Annotated in this window: 16 protein-coding genes; 11 read left to right on the top strand and 5 right to left on the bottom strand. The window is 69.3% G+C overall.

Going from position 1 to position 17,668, the window contains the following annotated elements:
• Positions 1-86 precede the first annotated feature (86 nt).
• The 5 genes from ACIBH2_RS26045 to ACIBH2_RS26025 all read left to right on the top strand — a co-directional run bounded on the left by ACIBH2_RS26045 (position 87) and on the right by ACIBH2_RS26025 (position 6,724).
• Positions 87-3,749, top strand: coding sequence for an ATP-binding protein (locus ACIBH2_RS26045; protein ID WP_397121982.1), 3,663 nt, complete (start codon positions 87-89; stop codon positions 3,747-3,749).
• A complete protein-coding gene (locus ACIBH2_RS26040; protein ID WP_029930951.1) occupies positions 3,746-4,159 on the top strand; it encodes a roadblock/LC7 domain-containing protein in 414 nt (137 codons plus the stop codon). The genes ACIBH2_RS26045 and ACIBH2_RS26040 overlap by 4 nt, the downstream gene beginning before the upstream one ends.
• A 7-nt stretch (positions 4,160-4,166) precedes the next feature.
• The gene (locus tag ACIBH2_RS26035) at positions 4,167-4,541 is read left to right on the top strand and encodes a DUF742 domain-containing protein (protein ID WP_397121980.1); all 375 of its coding nucleotides are present in this window, start codon (positions 4,167-4,169) and stop codon (positions 4,539-4,541) included.
• On the top strand, positions 4,522-5,124 hold the full coding sequence (locus ACIBH2_RS26030; protein ID WP_397121978.1) for a GTP-binding protein: 603 nt from the start codon (positions 4,522-4,524) through the stop codon (positions 5,122-5,124). Before ACIBH2_RS26035 ends, ACIBH2_RS26030 begins: the two co-directional genes overlap by 20 nt.
• Before the next feature lie 82 nt (positions 5,125-5,206).
• On the top strand, positions 5,207-6,724 hold the full coding sequence (locus tag ACIBH2_RS26025) for a carboxyl transferase domain-containing protein (RefSeq protein ID WP_397121976.1): 1,518 nt from the start codon (positions 5,207-5,209) through the stop codon (positions 6,722-6,724).
• 4 nt (positions 6,725-6,728) lie between these two features.
• Here the strand turns inward: ACIBH2_RS26025 and ACIBH2_RS26020 are convergent, their stop codons facing one another.
• Together ACIBH2_RS26020 and ACIBH2_RS26015 are read right to left on the bottom strand one after the other, a co-directional pair.
• Positions 6,729-7,271, bottom strand: coding sequence for a hypothetical protein (locus ACIBH2_RS26020; protein ID WP_397121974.1), 543 nt, complete (start codon positions 7,269-7,271; stop codon positions 6,729-6,731).
• Positions 7,268-7,537 carry a helix-turn-helix transcriptional regulator gene (locus ACIBH2_RS26015; protein WP_397121972.1) on the bottom strand — a complete coding sequence of 90 codons (270 nt, stop codon included), beginning with the start codon at positions 7,535-7,537 and terminating at the stop codon, positions 7,268-7,270. The genes ACIBH2_RS26020 and ACIBH2_RS26015 overlap by 4 nt, the downstream gene beginning before the upstream one ends.
• Positions 7,538-7,636: 99 nt before the next feature.
• On the opposite strand from ACIBH2_RS26015, the gene ACIBH2_RS26010 reads away from it, so the two are divergent.
• Positions 7,637-8,494: an aldo/keto reductase gene (locus ACIBH2_RS26010; protein ID WP_397121970.1), complete on the top strand. Its 858-nt coding sequence runs from the start codon at positions 7,637-7,639 to the stop codon at positions 8,492-8,494.
• Here the strand turns inward: ACIBH2_RS26010 and ACIBH2_RS26005 are convergent.
• A complete protein-coding gene (locus ACIBH2_RS26005) occupies positions 8,491-9,819 on the bottom strand; it encodes a pyridine nucleotide-disulfide oxidoreductase (protein WP_397121968.1) in 1,329 nt (442 codons plus the stop codon). The genes ACIBH2_RS26010 and ACIBH2_RS26005 overlap by 4 nt on opposite strands.
• Positions 9,820-9,973: 154 nt before the next feature.
• Here ACIBH2_RS26005 and ACIBH2_RS26000 point away from each other — a divergent pair, with 154 nt between their 5' ends.
• From ACIBH2_RS26000 to ACIBH2_RS25985, 4 genes are all read left to right on the top strand, one after another.
• Entirely contained in the window at positions 9,974-10,699 is a 726-nt protein-coding gene (locus ACIBH2_RS26000) for an enoyl-CoA hydratase (RefSeq protein ID WP_397123014.1), read from the top strand.
• Positions 10,696-11,886, top strand: a complete 1,191-nt coding sequence (locus tag ACIBH2_RS25995; RefSeq protein WP_397121966.1) for an MBL fold metallo-hydrolase — start codon at positions 10,696-10,698, stop codon at positions 11,884-11,886. Before ACIBH2_RS26000 ends, ACIBH2_RS25995 begins: the two co-directional genes overlap by 4 nt.
• Positions 11,887-11,924: 38 nt before the next feature.
• A complete protein-coding gene (locus ACIBH2_RS25990) occupies positions 11,925-12,209 on the top strand; it encodes an antitoxin (RefSeq protein ID WP_397123012.1) in 285 nt (94 codons plus the stop codon).
• Between the two features lie 164 nt (positions 12,210-12,373).
• Complete coding sequence (locus tag ACIBH2_RS25985; RefSeq protein WP_397121964.1) at positions 12,374-14,659, top strand: ATP-dependent DNA ligase; 2,286 nt, start codon at positions 12,374-12,376, stop codon at positions 14,657-14,659.
• Positions 14,660-14,662: 3 nt separating this feature from the next.
• Here ACIBH2_RS25985 and ACIBH2_RS25980 read toward each other — a convergent pair whose 3' ends face one another.
• Positions 14,663-15,307 (bottom strand): cysteine hydrolase family protein, encoded by a 645-nt coding sequence (locus tag ACIBH2_RS25980; RefSeq protein ID WP_397121962.1) that lies wholly within the window; start codon positions 15,305-15,307, stop codon positions 14,663-14,665.
• A gap of 355 nt (positions 15,308-15,662) precedes the next feature.
• On the opposite strand from ACIBH2_RS25980, the gene ACIBH2_RS25975 reads away from it, so the two are divergent.
• Positions 15,663-16,880, top strand: coding sequence for a lipase family protein (locus tag ACIBH2_RS25975; RefSeq protein ID WP_397121960.1), 1,218 nt, complete (start codon positions 15,663-15,665; stop codon positions 16,878-16,880).
• Between the two features lie 109 nt (positions 16,881-16,989).
• Here ACIBH2_RS25975 and ACIBH2_RS25970 read toward each other — a convergent pair whose 3' ends face one another.
• A complete protein-coding gene (locus ACIBH2_RS25970) occupies positions 16,990-17,622 on the bottom strand; it encodes an ammonium transporter (protein ID WP_397121958.1) in 633 nt (210 codons plus the stop codon).
• Between the last annotated feature and the right edge of the window lie 46 nt (positions 17,623-17,668).

Here is a 17,668-nt window from a genome sequence, read left to right as displayed (position 1 = left end):
AGCTCTGCCTGACGAGCCAGCGTGCGTGCGATCGCAGCGGCTCGGCTATGGCGTGTGGCTGGGGCCAGTTTGGAAAGTGAGTGGAGATGCGTGACGCCGCTAGTTCCGGCAGCAAGCGCTGGGCGCTGAGCAACTGGGACCTGCGCTGGAAGGTGACGGCTGTCCTAGCCGTCCCGCTGCTGGTCGCGGTGGTGCTCGGTGCATCCAGGATCTCGGCGGAGTTCGCCGAGTCCAGCCGTTTGTCGACCGCGGTCGACCATGTAGCCGTCATTCCGGTGATCACCGGTTTGAGTGCCGCCTCGGCGCAGGTCGTGGGTGGTCAGATGATCATGCTCGGCCCGAACCAGTCGATGACGAGTGATCCGGAACTCGCCCAGCTCGACACCGCGATCCAGTTCGCCGAGAAGGCGACCTCGCGGTTGAGCGATATCCCCAGCGCCCGCACGGCGCTGGAGCAGATGATCGTGGGCGCGAAGGCGGTGCGGGCCAACGGACTGGCACCCTCGCAGTCGATCCCCAACTCGCTCACCCAGATCGAGGATGTCCGCGGCAACAGCGTGCGCACGGTGGAGAACATCGTGTCCTCGGTCTCCGACCGCGTGGCCGATGCCGCGAAGCTGCGCCTGGTCGACTCGCTCAATGCCCGTGCCGCCATGGTCGGTGAGATCGCCGGTGCGGCCGAGGCGCTACGCAACAACGTCAAGGACGGTCTGGCCGACTTCGCCGTCGCCGCGAACACCGAACGTCAGCTGCTCGGCATCCTCGCGCACCGCTTCCCGGACGGCGATCAGACCATCGCCGAGCTACAGCGCGGGGTGGACACCCGAATTCAGCTGGTATCGAGTCCGCAGGTCGCCTCCGGCCAGCTGCCGGTGACCGAGATCAAGGATTCGCTGGAACGTTCGCTCGGCCTGTACCAGGGCATCGTGGGCGACTCCACCAAGGACGTCGTCTCCCGCGTGGACGACCTGTCCACCACCGCCCGTACCGACGCCATTCGCTACGCCGTCATCGTCATCGCGACCATCCTGGGCGCGCTCGCCCTCGCCGTGTTGATGGCCCGCTCCATGATCGTGCCGCTGCGCCGACTCCGTCTGGCCGCGCTGCGCGTCGCCGAACACGACCTGGCGCAGGAGGTTTCCGCGCTGCGTGAGGGTGCGGACCCCGAAGACGTTCCACTGGAACCGATGCCGGTGGAGACCGACGAGGAGATCGGCCAGCTGGCCCGCGCCGTCGACGACATCCACGGTCAGGCGCTGCGCCTGGCCGCCGACCAGGCCGCCATGCGTACCCAGGTCAACGATATGTTCGAGACCCTGGCGCGCCGCTCGAAGTCCCTTGTCGACCATCAGCTCTCGCTCATCGAGGCGATGGAGTACGACGAGAAGGACCCGCGCCTGCTCGAAAACCTCTTCCGCCTCGACCATCTCGCCGCGCGTATGCGACGCAACGGCGACAACCTGCTGATTCTCGCGGGTACCAAACAGCGCCGGAGCAAGTCCGCACCGGTCGAGATCGCCGACGTGCTGCGTGCCGCCATCTCCGAGGTGGAGGATTACGAACGCGTGAAGCTGGGCGCGACGCCGCGCGGCGCGCTCACCGAACCGGCCGCCTCCGATATGGCGCACCTGTTCGCCGAGCTGCTCGACAACGCGCTGCGCGCCTCGCCGCCGGAGACGGACGTGAAGTTCACCTTCGCGCAGGCGCACGACACCGGTCTGCTCATCGAGGTCGCCGACCGCGGTATCGGTATGCCGCCCGCGGAGATGGCCGAGATCAACCGCCGCCTCGAGACCACCGCCGAGGTCGGCCCGGACACCGCCCGCCACATGGGTCTGTTCGTGGTCGGCCGCCTGGCCGAACGGCACGGGCTGACGGTGCGGCTGCGACCCACCTTCGATATCGCCCGCGATCCCGGTGTGACCGTGACCGTGCACGTGCCGAAGGCGCTCATCGTGGCTCCCGGCGGCGCCATCTCGGTGCCGCCGCAGCCGGGCGGCCAGCAGCAGCCCGCGCCGCAGCCGCAGCCGGGTGCGCCGCAGTCTCCGTCCTCCATGCAGATGCGCGCGGTGACGCGCACCGCCACCGGCAATGTCATGGTCACCGTGGATCCCGGTGGGAGCGGGCCGATTCCGGCCGGTTCCGGTTCGGGTTCGGGTACCTCGGCCCCTGCCGCCGCGAGTGCGTCGGGCGGTCTGCCGCAGCGAGCGCCGAGTGCGGGCGCGTCGGGCGGGCTACCGCAGCGCGAGCCCGGTTCCGCGGGCGCGTCGGTCGGTCTGCCGGGCGTCTCCGGCGGCCAGGGCGGCCTGCCGCAGCGGCAGCCGGGGACCAGCGGTCCGACGGTGCGCCACACGGTCGCCAACCCCCCGGGTGCTCCGGGTGGCGGTCTGCCCCAGCGGGATCCGGGCGCCAACAGCCCGTCGGCTCCGCAGGCACAGCCGAATACCAACTTGCAGCCGCGCCAGGGCGATGGTCCGCCGCAGCCGCGCGCGCAGCTCGCCGCGAATATGATGCGTCGCCAGCCGGGTGCGGGTGGTATGCCGCCGCGTCCGGGTGGCACCGGCGCCATGCCGCAGCGTCCGGGTCCGGGCGCGCCGCAGGGTCCGGGCGGTAAGCCGCCGCGGGAGGCGACCGGCGCCATGCCGCAGCGCGATCCCTCGGGCGCGCCGCGCGACGGCGGCGCGAATGGCGGTCTGCCGCAACGTCAGCCGGGTGCCAACGGCGCGCCGCCGCGCGATCCGGCCGCCGGTGCGCCGCCGCAGCGTCCGGCCGCCGCCAAGGGTGGTCTGCCGACTCGGGAGCCGGGCTCCAATGGCGCGCCGCCGCGCGATCCGGCCGCGGGCGGTATGCCGCAGCGGTCGGCCCAGGGTGGTCTGCCCACCCGCGAGCCGGGTGCCAATGGCGCGCCGCCGCGCGATCCGAACGGTCTTCCGGCCCGCGAGCCGGGTGGCAAGGGCATGCCGCAGCGCGAGGCCGCCGCCGGTGGCCTGCCGCAGCGCCCGGGTGGCCTACCGCAGCGCGAAGGCGGTCTGCCGCAGCGCGATACCGCAGCGTCCCAACGGGATTCGGTGCTGCCGCAGCGTGAGTCCGCGCTCCCGCAGCGGGAATCGACTCCGCTGCAACGCGATACCGGTCTGCCGCAGCGTGGCGCCGCCGCCACCGGCCTGCCCCAGCGGCAGCAGCCGGGCGGTCAGCCGCAGCGCTCGGGTCCGAGCGGGCTGCCGGTGCGTGAGCCAGGTGCGGGTCTGCCGCAGCGTCCGGCTCCGGTGCCGGGGCTGAGCCGCTCCTCCTCTTCGGAGGACGCGTCGGCCGCAGGCCCCGGCAAGCACAGCTTCCGGTCCAATCCGGCGAAGGCCGCGTCCTTCTTCCAGACCCGGTTGCAGCCCGCCGGTGAGTCCGAGTCTTCGCTCGGGACGCCGATTTTCGCCGAAATGATGTCGGCGTGGCTGCAAGATCCGAACGCGGACCGGTCCCAGGTGGCCGCTTCCTTCGAATCACCGGGTGATGAGGGTTGGCAAGCCGCGCGGCGTGCGGTGGAATCTCAGGCGGAGCAGCGCACGGCAGCCGGTCTGCCGCAGCGCAATCCGGGTAACCGCTTGGTGCCGGGTGGTGTCAATGGCACGGCCGACCGCCAGCCGCGTCGTGATCCGGAATCCATCAGGTCGAGCCTGAGTCGTCACCAGCAGGGCGTCCGGGATGGCCGCGCACAGCAAGAAATGAACCTAACCGGAGATAAAGGAGACCGATGAACCCCGATCTAGGTGGTACGAAGCGACAGCTGGATTGGCTGGTTTCGAACTTCGCGAATGAGGTTCCCGGCGTCGCGCATGCCGTGCTGGTGTCGGCCGACGGCCTGCTGATGGCGGCCAGCGCGCAGCTGCCCGTGGATCGGGCGGAACAGCTGTCCGCGGTGACCGCGGGCCTCGCGAGCCTCTCGGTGGGTGTGTCCAACCTCTTCGAGGGCGGCACCGTCCTGCAGTCCGTGGTCGAGATGGAACACGGCTACCTACTGCTCATGGCGGTGGGCGACGGCTCCTACCTCGCGGTGCTCACCAATACGTCCTGTGACATCGGACAGGTGGGGTACGAGATGGCGTTGTTGGTCGAGCGGGTGGGCCAGACAGTCCAGGCCACACCTCGCGTCACGATGGGTTCCTGATGGTGGGATGGACATAGACAATCATCGCGTGGGTAGCGCCGAGCCCAGTCTCGTCCGCCCATACTCCCTGACCGCCGGTCGTACGCGGCCGACGGTGGAGTTGGCGTTGGAGGCGCTCGTCGCATCGCATCCGGTCGCCCTCGAGCGGCAGTTCGAACTCACCAACATCGAGACGTCAATCGTGGAGTTGTGCAGAGAATCGCCGTCTGTCGCCGAGGTCGCCGCGCGCCTGGGTATCCCCATCGGGGTCGCCCGGGTGCTGGTCGCCGACTTGATCGAAGCCGGCCACGTAAAGGTTTCGGCGACATTGAAAGACGATTCCAGCGACGATGAACGTCGCGAGCTGATCGAAAGGGTTCTCAGTGGACTCCGGCGTATTTGATTCGACGACACAGGTCGACACACGCACGAGTAAGCCGACGTCGGCGAAGATCGTGGTTGCCGGTGGCTTCGGTGTGGGCAAGACGACGTTGGTCGGCGCCGTCTCGGAGATCGTTCCGCTGCGCACCGAGGCGTTGGTGACCAATGCCAGTGTCGGCGTGGACAGCCTGACGGGCGTGCCGTCGAAGGCCACCACCACGGTGGCCATGGACTTCGGCAGGATCAGCCTCGCCGACGATCTGGTGCTGTATCTGTTCGGTACGCCCGGCCAGTACCGCTTCTGGTTCATGTGGGACGACCTCATCCGCGGCGCCATCGGCGCGGTGGTGCTGGTCGATACGCGTCGGCTGGAGGACAGCTTCGCGGCGGTCGACTACTTCGAGGCGCGCAACCTACCTTTCCTGGTGGCCATCAACGAATTCGACGATGCGCCGCGCTATCCGATCGAGGACATTCGCCAGGCCCTCGCGGTCCCGGCCGATGTGCCGATCCTCTCGATCGACGCCCGCCGCCGCGAGCCGGTGAAGCAGGCGCTGGTCGCGGTGACCGAGTACGCGCTGCGCAAGGTCGTGCAGGGCTTCTGAGTTTCGTGGCCCTCGTGCGGGGCCGCGAACACGCGCCGCCGCTGGCGGTGTCGCGGGACTCGGTCCCGGCTACGCTCGCGCGGTGAGAATTTCGGCGCGGGAACTCCTCGGTGGGCTGCTCGATCCCGGTTCCTTCGTGAGCTGGGATCGACCCCCGGTCGCCATTGCCGTGTCTTCGGAGTATCGCGAGGAACTGCGGGCGGCTCAGGAAGCGACCGGTCTCGACGAATCGGTGCTGACCGGGGAGGGCCTGCTGCGCGGGCGGCGGGTCGCCGTGATCGCCTGTGAATTCGGCTTTCTCGCGGGTTCCATCGGTGTGTCCGCCGCCGAGCGCATCGTGTCGGCGGTGCAGCGGGCCACCGAACTGGGGCTGCCGCTGCTCGCCTCGCCGACCTCCGGCGGTACCCGAATGCAAGAGGGCACAGTCGCTTTCGTGCAGATGGTGAAGATCGCCGGGGCGGTGGCCGAGCACAAGGCCGCGGGGTACCCGTACCTGGTCTACCTGCGCGATCCCACCATGGGCGGCGTGTTCGCCTCGTGGGGATCGTTGGGGCACATGACCTTCGCTCAACCCGGCGCGCTCATCGGGTTCCTCGGGCCGAGGGTGTACAAGGCCCTGTACGGCGCGGATTTTCCCGAAGGTGTGCAGACGGCGGAGAATCTCTACCGCAATGGCGTGATCGACGGCGTGGTCCCCGTGCGGGTGTTCCGCCGTATCGCCCACCGAGCCCTCAACGTGCTCAGTGGTTCTCCCGCCTCCCATACCGAATATTCGCAAGGCCCAGCCATATTGGATGGTTCTTCGTCAAAACCCTTTTATTCCCAGGACATTCCAGCCTGGCAGTCGGTATCCATCTCCCGGCGTCCCGACCGCCCGGGACTTCGCGACCTCCTGCGCCGCGCCACCGATCGGGTCCCGCTGAGCGGCACCGGCCAAGGCGAATCCGATCGCACCGTCGTCCTCGCCCTGGCGCGCCTGCGTGGCCGACCCTGCGTGGTCTTCGGCCACGACCGCGCCGGGCAGACCGCCGACACCACCATGGGCCCGGCCGCTCTGCGCGAGGCGCGCCGCAGTATGCATCTGGCCCAGGAACTTCGAGTACCCCTGGTGCTGGTGATCGACACCGCCGGAGCCGCACTGTCCCGCGAGGCCGAGGAGCGCGGCCTCGCGCCCGAGATCGCCCGCTGCCTGGCCGATCTCGTCACCCTGGACACCCCGACGGTCTCGGTCCTGCTGGGTCAGGGCACTGGCGGCGGCGCGCTGGCCCTCCTGCCCGCCGACCGCGTCCTCGCCGCCGCGCACGGCTGGCTGGCTCCACTCCCGCCCGAGGGCGCGAGCGCCATCGTCCACCGCGATACCGGCCACGCCCCGGAGATGGCCGCCGCCCAGGGCATTCGCGCCACCGACCTGCTGCGCGACGGCGTAGTCGACCGCATCGTCCCCGAAAAACCCGATGCGGCAGACGAACCCGTGGAGTTCGCCCGCCGCATGGTGACCGCCATCGCCGCCGAGCTGGCCGACCTGACCGCCCGCCCGCTGGCGCGACTGCGCGCCGATCGCCGCCTGCGCTACCGCCGCCTGGGGCTGCCCGGCGGCTAGTCGCTCACGGCTCCGGTTCGGGATCGGGCCGCGTCCAGCCGAGGATCATGGCCGGGGCGCAGCCACCGGCGAGCAGGGTGGCCAGGGTCAGGGACGCGCCCGCGTAGGCGATGTGGAAGGCGTCGGCCTCCGGGGCGACCGCGCCTGCGACGAACAGGTACAGCACCGGGAGCAGGGCCAGCGACTGGGTGATGGCCAGGCCGACCGAGCGAGCGGCATTGCGCTGCGCGATCTCCCACTCGTCGAGCGTCTCGGCGGGTGCGTTGTCCTGACCCTGCGAGGCGATGCGCAGCATGGTCCACGAGGGCAGGAACACGGCCGCGCCCGGCAGCCACAGCAGGGGCGCCCACCGGATGTCGAAGGCCGACAGCACGCCGATGACGAACAGGACGGCAATGCTCGCCGCGACCGCGACCACGAGGGCGCGGCGGCGACGCCGGGTGCGCCAGCCCGGCAACATTCCGGCCATTCGCTGCTCGTGGACCAGCCAGCGCCGGACCCGGTAGTTCTGATAGCGGTCGATGAGACCGGTGGTCGCGGTGGTCATGGCCGTCCTTTCGAGTAGATCTCCGCTGACAGCGGCGTGAATTCGGTGCGGGAGAACACCGCTTCTACGGGCAGCCCGAAGACATCGCAGATGCGCAGGGCGAGGTCGAGGCTGGGGTAGTGGTCGCCGCGTTCCAGGGCCCCGATGGTCTGGACATTGACGTTCACCACCTCGGCAAGCGCCGCCCGGCTCATACGGTGTTCGGCTCGAAGCACCGCGATTCGGTTGTAGATCGGGAGGGTTTCCCCCCTTCGCACTGGGCTCACACAACATAGTGTTGTAAAAACCCAACACCGTGTCAAGCGGTGACCAACACGGCAGACAGATCGTTGACCGCAGGGCAAACCGCTTCTACGGTCGAAACGGTGACCTTCAGGAATGAAACGAGTGCCGTCCCGTCGATCGTGCTGAACGACGGGCAGGTGATACCGAAGCTCGGGTTCGGGGTGTTCCAGGTGACCCCGGAACAGGCGGTCGACGCCGTCACCACGGCGCTGGAGGTCGGCTACCGCAGCATCGACACCGCCGCGGTCTACGGCAACGAGGCCGAAGTCGGTCGCGCCATTCGCGATTCGGGCCTCCCGCGCGACCAGATCTATGTCACCACCAAGCTGTGGAACGCCGATCAGGGCTACGACGCCACGCTGCGCGCCTTCGATCTGAGCATGGAGCGCCTGGGCCTGGACTACCTGGACCTCTACCTCATCCACTGGCCCATCGCGTCCGCCGACCTGTTCGTGGACACCTTCCGCGCCTTCCAGTCCTTGAAGGCCGCCGGGCGCGTCACCTCCATCGGCGTCTCCAATTTCACCGTCGCCCACCTGGAGCGGGTCATCGCCGAAACCGGCGAGACGCCGGTGGTGAACCAGATCGAACTGCACCCTCGGCTGATTCAGGCCGAACTGCGCGCCTTCCACGCCGACCACGGCATCGCCACCGAGGCGTGGAGCCCGCTGGGGCAGGGCACGGTACTCGACGATCCGACCATCGAGGCCATTGCCACCGAAACCGGACGCACCCCGGCGCAGGTGATCCTGCGCTGGCATCTCCAGCTCGGCAATGTGGTGATCCCCAAGTCGGTGACGCCCGGCCGGATCGCGGAGAACTTCGCGGTCTTCGACTTCGAGCTCACCAACGACCAGGTGTCGCGAATCTCGGCCCTGGACAAGGGTTCCCGCGTCGGCCCCGATCCGGAGACCTTCGCCGCAGGCGCGCCCGACTAGCGCTGGACCGTCATGCCGAGGTGCGTGGTGAGCTCCACCGCCGCGGCGCGGCCCGCCCGATTGGCCCCGATGGTGCTCGCCGAGGGGCCGTACCCGATCAGGTGAATCCGGGGATCGGCGGCGACCTGGGTGGCCAGGCGGCCGGTCATGGTGATGCCGCCGCCCGGCCCACGCAGCCGCAGCGGGGCCAAATGGTCCAGGGCGCTGCGGAATCCGGTGCACCAGAGGATCACGTCGGCGTGTTGGAAGCCGCCGTCGGCCCAGCGGATGCCGTCGGGTTCGATGTGGTCGAACATGGGATGGCGGTTCAGCACGCCCCGCGCGCGGGCCGCCCGGACGCGCGCGTCGTCGAGCAGGCCCGTCACCGAGACCACCGAGCCGGGCGGCAGGCCCCGGCGCACCCGGTCCTCGACGATCGCCACGGCCGCGCGGCCCTGTTCCGGCGCGAAGTCGCCGCTGCGGAACACCGGCTCGCGCCGCGTCACCCAGGTGGTGCCGGTGACCTGCGAAATCTCGTCCAGCAGCTGGATGGCGGTGATCCCGCCGCCCACCACGACCACATGCTTGCCCGCGAACTCCGCGGCCGTGCGGTAGTCGTGGGCGTGAAGTTGGCGGCCCGCGAAGGTTTCCACGCCGCGGTAATAGGGAATGAAAGGCTTGTCCCAGGTACCGGTTGCGTTGATCAAGCCACGGACGCGCAGTTCGGCGGTCTGGGCCAGTGCGGAACGGGGTTCGCCCAAGCCGATGTCGGAGGAGGCGGGTCGGGCGGCCTGTTCGGTGCGCGACACGGCGGCGTCGCCGTCCCGTCCGACAATGGCGTCGGGGTTCGGGTCGGCGTCGCCGCCGTTGCTTGCGCCCGTACCACCGGTGTCGGGATCGAATTCGCCCCCGCCGGAATCGGTTTCGGAGCGCACCGGACGAGTTTCGGCGTGCAGCAGACCGTCGACGGCCGCATCGGGGCAGGTCGCGGGGGTGGCGCGGTCGCACACCACATCCACCGAGACGGGCCGGTGCACCCGCAGGTCGAACCGCTTCTCGTAGAGATCGAAGTAGTGCGGGACGGCCGTGGCCGCCTGGGCGTTCTCCGATCCGGGCGGCAGCGTCTGCGCGAATTCCATCCCCGGCAGATCGTGGACCCGGTTGACGGTGCTCAAAGTCAGTGAGGGCCACCGGAATTGCCACGCCCCGCCCGGCGCGGGGGAGTGGTCGACAATGAGGAAGTCCTGCTCGGGCCGCAGGCCCAGACGGCGCAGGTGGTAGCCGACCGAGAGACCGGCCTGCCCCGCGCCGATCACCAGAATGTCCACGTCGGGTGTCGCACTCACCGCCCGACAGTACCGAGGCCCCCGCCCGGCGCGGCGCTTCGGTGCGGGTAGCCGCGGACCGGTCGGCACTCCCGGCCGCGTCGGGTGCGGAGGTGCCGCTCGCGCACGCTTAAAGTGAAGGTTGACCATGGGTGCCGACAGTGGGGAAGGACAGATGCTCGGAGTGAGCCGCGACGGCGAGGTCGTCACCATCGAGTTGCAGCGTCCGCAGCGCCGCAATGCCCTCAGCCTGGAGCTCGTGACGCAGCTGCGGGCGGCGCTGGAAGAGGCCGCCGAGCAGGCGCGCGCCATTGTCCTCACCGGTCAGGGGCCGATCTTCAGCGCGGGCGCGGATCTGGACGGCGTCTACTCCGACGACTTCCTGGACGGCCTGATGGGCATGCTGCGCACCATCGAATCGGTGCCGGTGCCGGTGATCGCCGCGATCAACGGCGGGGCGCTGGGGGCGGGCGTGCAGTTGGCGCTGGCCTCGGATCTGCGGGTCATGTCCCCGGATTCCTACATCGCCATCCCCGCGGCGAAACTCGGTATCTCCGTGGATCGTTGGACGGTACGGCGGCTCTCGACGCTCATCGGCTCCGGCCCGGCGCGCACCATTCTGCTGGGCGCGGAGGCGGTATCCGCCGCGGACGCCTACACCTTCGGATTCGCCAACCGCCTCGGCACCCTCGCCGACGCGCAGGCGTGGGCCAAGTCCATCGCCGAACTTGCGCCCCTGTCCCTACGACATATGAAACTGGTCTTCAACGACGATGGCACCCGTGACGCGGACACCATCGAGCAGCGAGAGGCGTTGATGGCGGCATGGAGCAGCGAGGACGCGCAAGAGGCACGAGCGGCCCGCAAGGAGCGGCGCGCGGCGAGGTTCACGGGCCGATGACGGTCGACGGAGCCGCCGATCCGCGTGACCGGCTGGGCGCGGCCACCCGCAAGGTGGTCGGCGCGGCCGCGGGTGCGCTGGGCATCACCTGGGTGGTGCGGGCGGCGTGGGGGATTCCCTCGGCGATGGGCGCGGGCATCTCCGCCATTCAGCCCACCGCCATCTCGTCGGTGCGCTACCGCAAGGGTCAGTTCCACAACACCGAGCCGAGCAGCATGCTCAATCCCGGTTCCGGTCTGTCGATGCTCAACAATGTGCTCACCCGCCGCAATCTGGGCCGGGCTCCCGGGCCGATTCCGCTGGTGACGCCGGAACTTCCGGAGCAGGCGGCTGATCTGGCGGTCACCTGGTACGGCCACGCCACCACGCTGGTGGAGGTCGACGGGTACCGCGTGCTCACCGATCCCGTATGGAGCGAACGCGTTTCGCCCTCACCACTGGTCGGTCCGCTCCGCCAGCACCCGGTGCCGCAGCCCCTCGCCGAGCTGCCCGCCGTGGACGCGGTGATCATCTCCCACGACCACTACGACCACCTCGATCGCGATACCGTCGCCCAGCTGGTGCGCTTGCAGAGCGCGGTGTTCATCGTGCCCCTCGGCATCGGCGCGCACCTGCGCCACTGGCAGGTGCCCGAGGACCGCATCGTCGAATTGGACTGGGCCACTTCGGTTTCCCTGTCCGACCTCGGCCGCGCCCGCGACGACGGCTCCGATCTGGTGATCACCTGCACCGAGGCCCGCCACTTCTCCGGCCGAGGTCTGGTGCGCAACACCACGCTGTGGGCCTCCTGGTCCATCGCGGGTCCCGCCCATCGCGTGTACTTCGGCGGCGACACCGGCTACACCAAGGCGTTCACCCAGGCGGGTGAGAACCTCGGCCCGTTCGACATCACGCTGCTGCCCATCGGGGCCTACGACGCCGCCTGGCCCGATGTGCACATGAATCCCGAGGAGGCGGTGCGCGCACACGCCGATCTCAACAGGGGAGACGCGGGACACGGCCTGCTGGTGCCGATTCACTGGGCGACTTTCAATCTGGCCTTCCACGGCTGGTCGGAGCCGGTCCAGCGGATGGTCGCGGCGGCGACCGAGGCCGGAACCGAGGTCGCCGTGCCGAAGCCGGGACAGCGGATCGACCGCATTGGCGTCCCACCACGGGATACGTGGTGGGAGGATGTCAGCCGATGACCGAAGACCGAGTGTGAAGGAGCAAGGCTGTGAGTCTGATGGACACGCTCAAGGGGTTGGTCGGCAAGGGCAAGGATGTGGCGGCCCAGAACGCCGAGAAGATCGAATCCGCGGTGGACAAGGCCGGTGGGTTCATTGATCAGAAGACCGGAGGCAAGTACTCCGACAAGATCGACAAGGGCACCGAGGCGGTGAAGAACGCCATTCCCGAGGAGGGCAAGGCCGCCCCCGCTCCGGAGGCGACGCCGGAGCCGCCGCCCGCGCCCCCGGCTCCCGAGCCGGGTCCGGACGCGACCCCGCCCGGGGACAAGCCTCAGGTGTAGTCGTTTCGACGGCGACAACGGGCCGTTCGGGGCCGCGGTGGACACCCACCGTGCGGACTCGAACGGCCCGTTGGCATTTCGCGGGCCGGTGGCGAGTACGTCTGCGGGCCGCCGGATTCGCGCAGGTCCCCGGGGTAACCGCGAATCGCCTCTAGACTGGCTCCATGGGGTCCCGGCGGAGTTTCGGGGGAGTCGAGGTGGCGCTGACCAACCTCGACAAGGTGTTGTATCCCGCCACGGGAACCACCAAGGGGCAGGTCATCGACTATTTCACCGCGGTCGCGCCCGCGCTGCTGCCGCATATCGCGGGGCGCGCGGTGACGCGCAAGCGGTGGCCCAACGGCGTGGACGAGTCGTCGTTCTTCGAGAAGAACCTGCCCGAGCACGCGCCCAAGTGGATCGAGCGGCATTCGCTCGAGCATTCCGATCGCAGCGTGGTGTACCCGGTGATCGACTCGGTGGCGGGGCTGGCCTGGCTGGGGCAGCAGGCGGCCCTGGAAATCCATGTGCCGCAATGGATATTCGACGGTGACGAGCGGGGACCGATCACCCGGCTCGTCTTCGACCTCGATCCCGGACCGGGGGCCGGGCTGCCGCAGTGCGCGCGGGTGGCGCTCATGCTGCGTGATGTGGTGCGCGATGTCGGCCTCGACGCCTTCCCGGTGACCAGCGGCAGCAAGGGAATTCACGTCTACGTGCCGCTCGACCGGCAGTTGAGTCCGGGTGGGGCTTCGACGGTGGCCAAACAGGTGGCGACCAATCTGGAGAAGATGTACCCGGATCTGGTGACCGCGAATATGGCCAAATCGGCGCGCGGCGGGAAGGTGCTGCTGGACTGGAGTCAGAACAATCCGGCCAAGACCACCGTCGCGCCGTACTCGCTGCGCGGCCGCGACGAGCCGACCGTGGCCGCACCGCGCACCTGGGAGGAGATCGAGGACCGGAAGCGGCTGCGGCACTTGAACTTCGAGGAAGTGCTACGGCGCTGGCACGACCAGGGCGATCTGCTGGCGGGCCTGGACCCGCCCCTGGGGGAGCAGGGTCCGGACCCGCTCACCACCTATCGGGCCAAGCGCCGCGCCGATCGCACGCCCGAGCCCGTGCCGTCGGATCGTCCGGCGGCCACCGACGGGAATCGCTATGTGATTCAAGAACATCACGCGCGCAGACGGCACTGGGATCTGCGGTTGGAACGCGACGGCGTGCTGGTGTCGTGGGCCGTGCCCAAGGGGCCGCCGGTCGACACCCACGAGAACCGCCTCGCCGTGCACACCGAGGATCATCCGCTCGAGTATCTGGACTTCCACGGCACGATTCCCAAGGGGCAGTACGGCGCTGGGGATATGACCATCTGGGATACCGGCACCTACGAGACCGAGAAGTGGCGCGAGGACGAGGTCATCGTCCGATTGCACGGGGACCGGCTGGAGGGGCGGTACGCGCTCATCCAGACCAATGGCAATCAGTGGCTCATGCATCTGATGAAGGACCAGACGCCGCAGGAGTACGACGAGCCCGAGGCGAAAGGCAATGGGGGACGGGTGCTCACGCCGCCGCGCGAACCCGCGCCGCTGCCGCGCGGTCTCACCCCGATGCTGGCCACCCCCGGTGATGTCGCCACCCTCGACGCCGACGAATGGGCCTTCGAGACCAAGTGGGACGGCTTCCGGCTGATCGCCGAAATCTCCGACGGCGCGGTGACATTGCGCAGTCGCGCCGGGCTCACCGTCACCGGCAAGTACCCCAGCCTGTCCGGGCTGGGCAGCGAATTGTCCGGCCACGCCGTGGTTCTCGACGGTGAGGCGGTGGTCTTCGACGATCACGGCTCCGCCAACCTCGGGCTGCTGCGCTCCCATGTCGGGCAGGCGGTCTTCATCGCCTTCGATGTGCTCTACCTGGACGGCACCTCACTGCTGCGCAAGCGCTACGACGACCGCCGCCGGGTGCTGGAGGCGCTGGCCGGACGCTCGTCGGCCCTGGTGGTGCCGCCGCGACTGGACGGTTCCGGTGCGCAAGCCCTGCGCTACAGCCAGGAGCGCGGGATGGAGGGCGTGGTCGCCAAACGCCGCGACTCGGTGTACCTGCCGGGCAAGCGCGGACAGTCCTGGGTCAAGACGCGCAATTGGCGCACCCTGGCGGTGACGGTCGGCGGGTACCGGCGCTCGGACGTGCGGCGCTTCGCCTCCCTGCTGGTCGGCGTCGAGCACGAAGGTCGGCTGTACTACCTGGGCCGCGTCGGCATCGGCTTCAGCGAGCAGGAGATGAGCGATCTCGACACCCGGCTGCGGCGGCTGGAACGCAAGACCAGTCCGTTCGACAACGAACTCACCGCCGACGAGCGCAAGGACGCGGTGTGGGTCACGCCCTCCATCACCGGCACGGTGCGATTCCAGAACTGGACCGAGGCCGGACGGCTGTGGCATCCGACCTGGATTCCGGCCTCGGACTGAGGATTACGCGGATTTCTCCAGCAGCGGTACGAGGGTGTCGATATCGGTGACCATGGTGTGGCCCTGGAAGCTGAAATCGGCCCAGGCCCGGTCCATGGCCTCGGTATCCCGACCGCCCACGGCATCGGAGACGACCACCGGAACGAAGCCCAGATCCGTGGAGTGCGTGACGGTCGGCGCGATGCCGATCTCCAAGGCGACGCCGACAATGGCGTAGGCCCCGATTCCCAGATCGCGCAGCGTGGCGGCCAGCGGCGTGCCCTCGAAGGCCGACATGGAGGTCTTGTCGAAGACGATCTCGTCGGCCGTGGGCCGCAGCTCCGGAACCAGCTGGAAGCCGGGCGTATCCCGCTGCAGGATCGGATGGACCTCCTCCACGGTGTCCACCTGCTGCCAGCTCATGGCCATGCGCAGCGCGAACTTTCCGCTCAGCCGCTTGGGCAGGAACATGTGCCGCAGGAAGATGACCGGATAGCCGCCGCGCCGTGCCGCCTCCACGACCCGCAGCACGCGCGCGGTGATCTCCGCGCCGTCGGGCAGCTGCCCCAGCACGCCGACCTGCATGTCGTAGACGATCAACGCCATCCGATCCGGTGCGCACACATCCTCGAGCGAATCCGGAATCTCCAGCCCGTTCCCGTACCGCATGGTGATCGCTAACCTCCGCTGCCGCAACGACTTTCGAAGCACCACACTACCCGGCACGGACGGTGCGGCGGGCGAACTCCCAGCACATGACGCGTGGGCCGCACCGCGCGGCGACAAGCCGGGAAATACGCGTCCGACACGGCCCCCGGCCTCGCGAGCGCCTGCGCCACGCCCGGGATTCAGGACGCGCCGAGTTAGCTGTAAGTGCCATTGACCTGCCCCGATGGGCGGAATAACGTGGGGGACTCCGATGCGCCGGAAGTAGGCGGCGCGGATACGGGCCTGGTGTGCTGGAGCGTCGGTGGGATACGACGCTGGAGGCGTAATGCGGCAGGGCGGCGCACGGGTGGGATTCGTGCGAGGCGGTAGCTGGCGATGGGGATTTCTGCTCGCGGTGGTGATCGCCCTGGCCGCGGCGGTGGCTCCACTGGCGCGGCCGCAGATCCCGGTGCCGGATGCCGATCCGTTCTACGCGCCGCCGGAAGGCTTGGCGCACTTCGCGAACGGTACGGTGCTGGATTCGCGGCCCATCGCGGTCTTCGGACTGCCGCTGCCCGTGGCGGCCTGGCAGGTGCAGTACCGCAGCACCGACTCGCTGGGCCAGCCGGTGGCCGATATGGCCACGGTCATGCTGCCGCCCGGTCCGTGGACCGGTGCGGGCGGGCGACCGCTGCTGTCCTATCAGGTCGCCGAGGACAGTCTCGGAACCCGTTGCGCGCCTTCGTACGCCCTGCGCGGCGGTCGGGATTTCGGCATAGTCAACACGCTGTTGGATGTGCCGTTCCTGACCGAGACGCTGCGGCGCGGCTGGGCCGTGGTGGTCTCCGACTACGAGGGGCCGCAGTCGCGCTTCTTCGACGGTGTGACCTCGGGACGCGGTGTGCTGGACGGGATTCGGGCGGCGCGGGACTTCGCGCCGCTGGGCCTCGCGCCCGACAGCCCGATCGGCGCGTGGGGCTATTCGGGCGGCGCCTTCGCGACCCTGTGGGCGGCGCAGCTGCGCGCCACCTACGCACCGGATGTGTGGCTCTCGGGGGTGAGTTCCGGTGGGGTACCGGCGAATATCCCCGCCATCGCACGCGGCGTGGACGGTGAATTGCAGGCCGGGCTGGGGCTGTTGATCCTGCTGTCGTTGACCCGCAACGACCCCGGCTCGGGTCTGGTGGAGCTGCTCAACGACCGCGGTCGCGACGCGCTCGTGCGCGAGTCCGAGTCCTGCGGTGCGGACCTGGTCGTGCGCTATCTCTTCGCGCGGATGGACGACTACGCGTCGGTGCCGAATCTGTTGTCGCACCCGGTGTTCGAGGCGACGGCGGCGGCGCAGGAACTGGGCGGAGCCATCCCGGACGTGCCGCTGTACCTCTACCACTCCACCGGTGACGACGTGATTCCCGTGGCGGGCTTCACCGCACTGCGCGACCGCTACTGCGCCGGGGGCGCGAGCATGATCTCGCTGCATTCCGGTGTGCCCGGGCACAATCCGGCCGCGCTGGTCGAATCCTTCGGAGCCATGAACTATCTCGCCGACCGCTTCGCGGGAATCCCCGCGCCACAAGGATGTACAGCGCGGTAGCGCGGACACACGGACAGCGGAGACCGGTCGATCGGGTCCGAATGCGCGGCGGGGTGCGCACCGTGCGGTCACACGATGCGCACCCCGTTCCGGACAGCCGGTGTCGCTACTAGCGCTGGTACTTGGTGGTGCCCGGCGCGGCCATCAGGGTATTGATCAGGTCGATACCCGCGATGATGAGCGTCGGACCACCCACGACCAGGGTGCCGATAATGCCGCCGATGGCCGCACCGGCGATCACGCTGGCGACCACGGTGGGGCCGCCGACAATGCCGGTCAGACCCACCAGCGCGCCCAGTACGGTGCCGAGGAAGCCGCCGATGGCGGTGGCGATGCCGAACTGGCTGGCGAAGGTCTGCTGCGCCAGCAGATTCTCCTGCGGCGAGGCGACCGGCTTGATACCGGCCGGACGCGCCGTGGACTCGTCCTTGACGGCGGTCAGCTCCAGCGTGGAGCCGTCGCCGCTGACATTGTGCGGCAGGGCGTACTCGAGACCGTCCTGCTGGAAGGAGAGCGGCAGCGTGACCAGCGTATTGCCCGCGGAGTCATTGATATTGACGGTGTTTCCGGCGAGCTGGAACGAACCGTTGGTGAGCGTGGTGACGACGGTGTTGCCGATCAGGCTGGCCTGGTAGCCGACATCGGGGAGGGCGGGGTCTGCCTGCGCGGTACCCATGGCACCGGTGCCGATTGCCAGGGCGGTGACTACAGGTGCGGCGACTGCCGTGATCTTGCGGAGCATCTTCGGTTTCCAATCTTCATCAGGTGTGTCAGGTAACGCGGGCCCC

It is taken from the genome of Nocardia sp. NPDC050406, from assembly GCF_044459025.1.
In the GTDB taxonomy this organism is placed as follows: Bacteria; Actinomycetota; Actinomycetes; order Mycobacteriales; family Mycobacteriaceae; genus Nocardia.
Note: the sequence above shows the minus strand (reverse complement) of the source record. Positions and strands in the feature narration are given on the sequence as shown.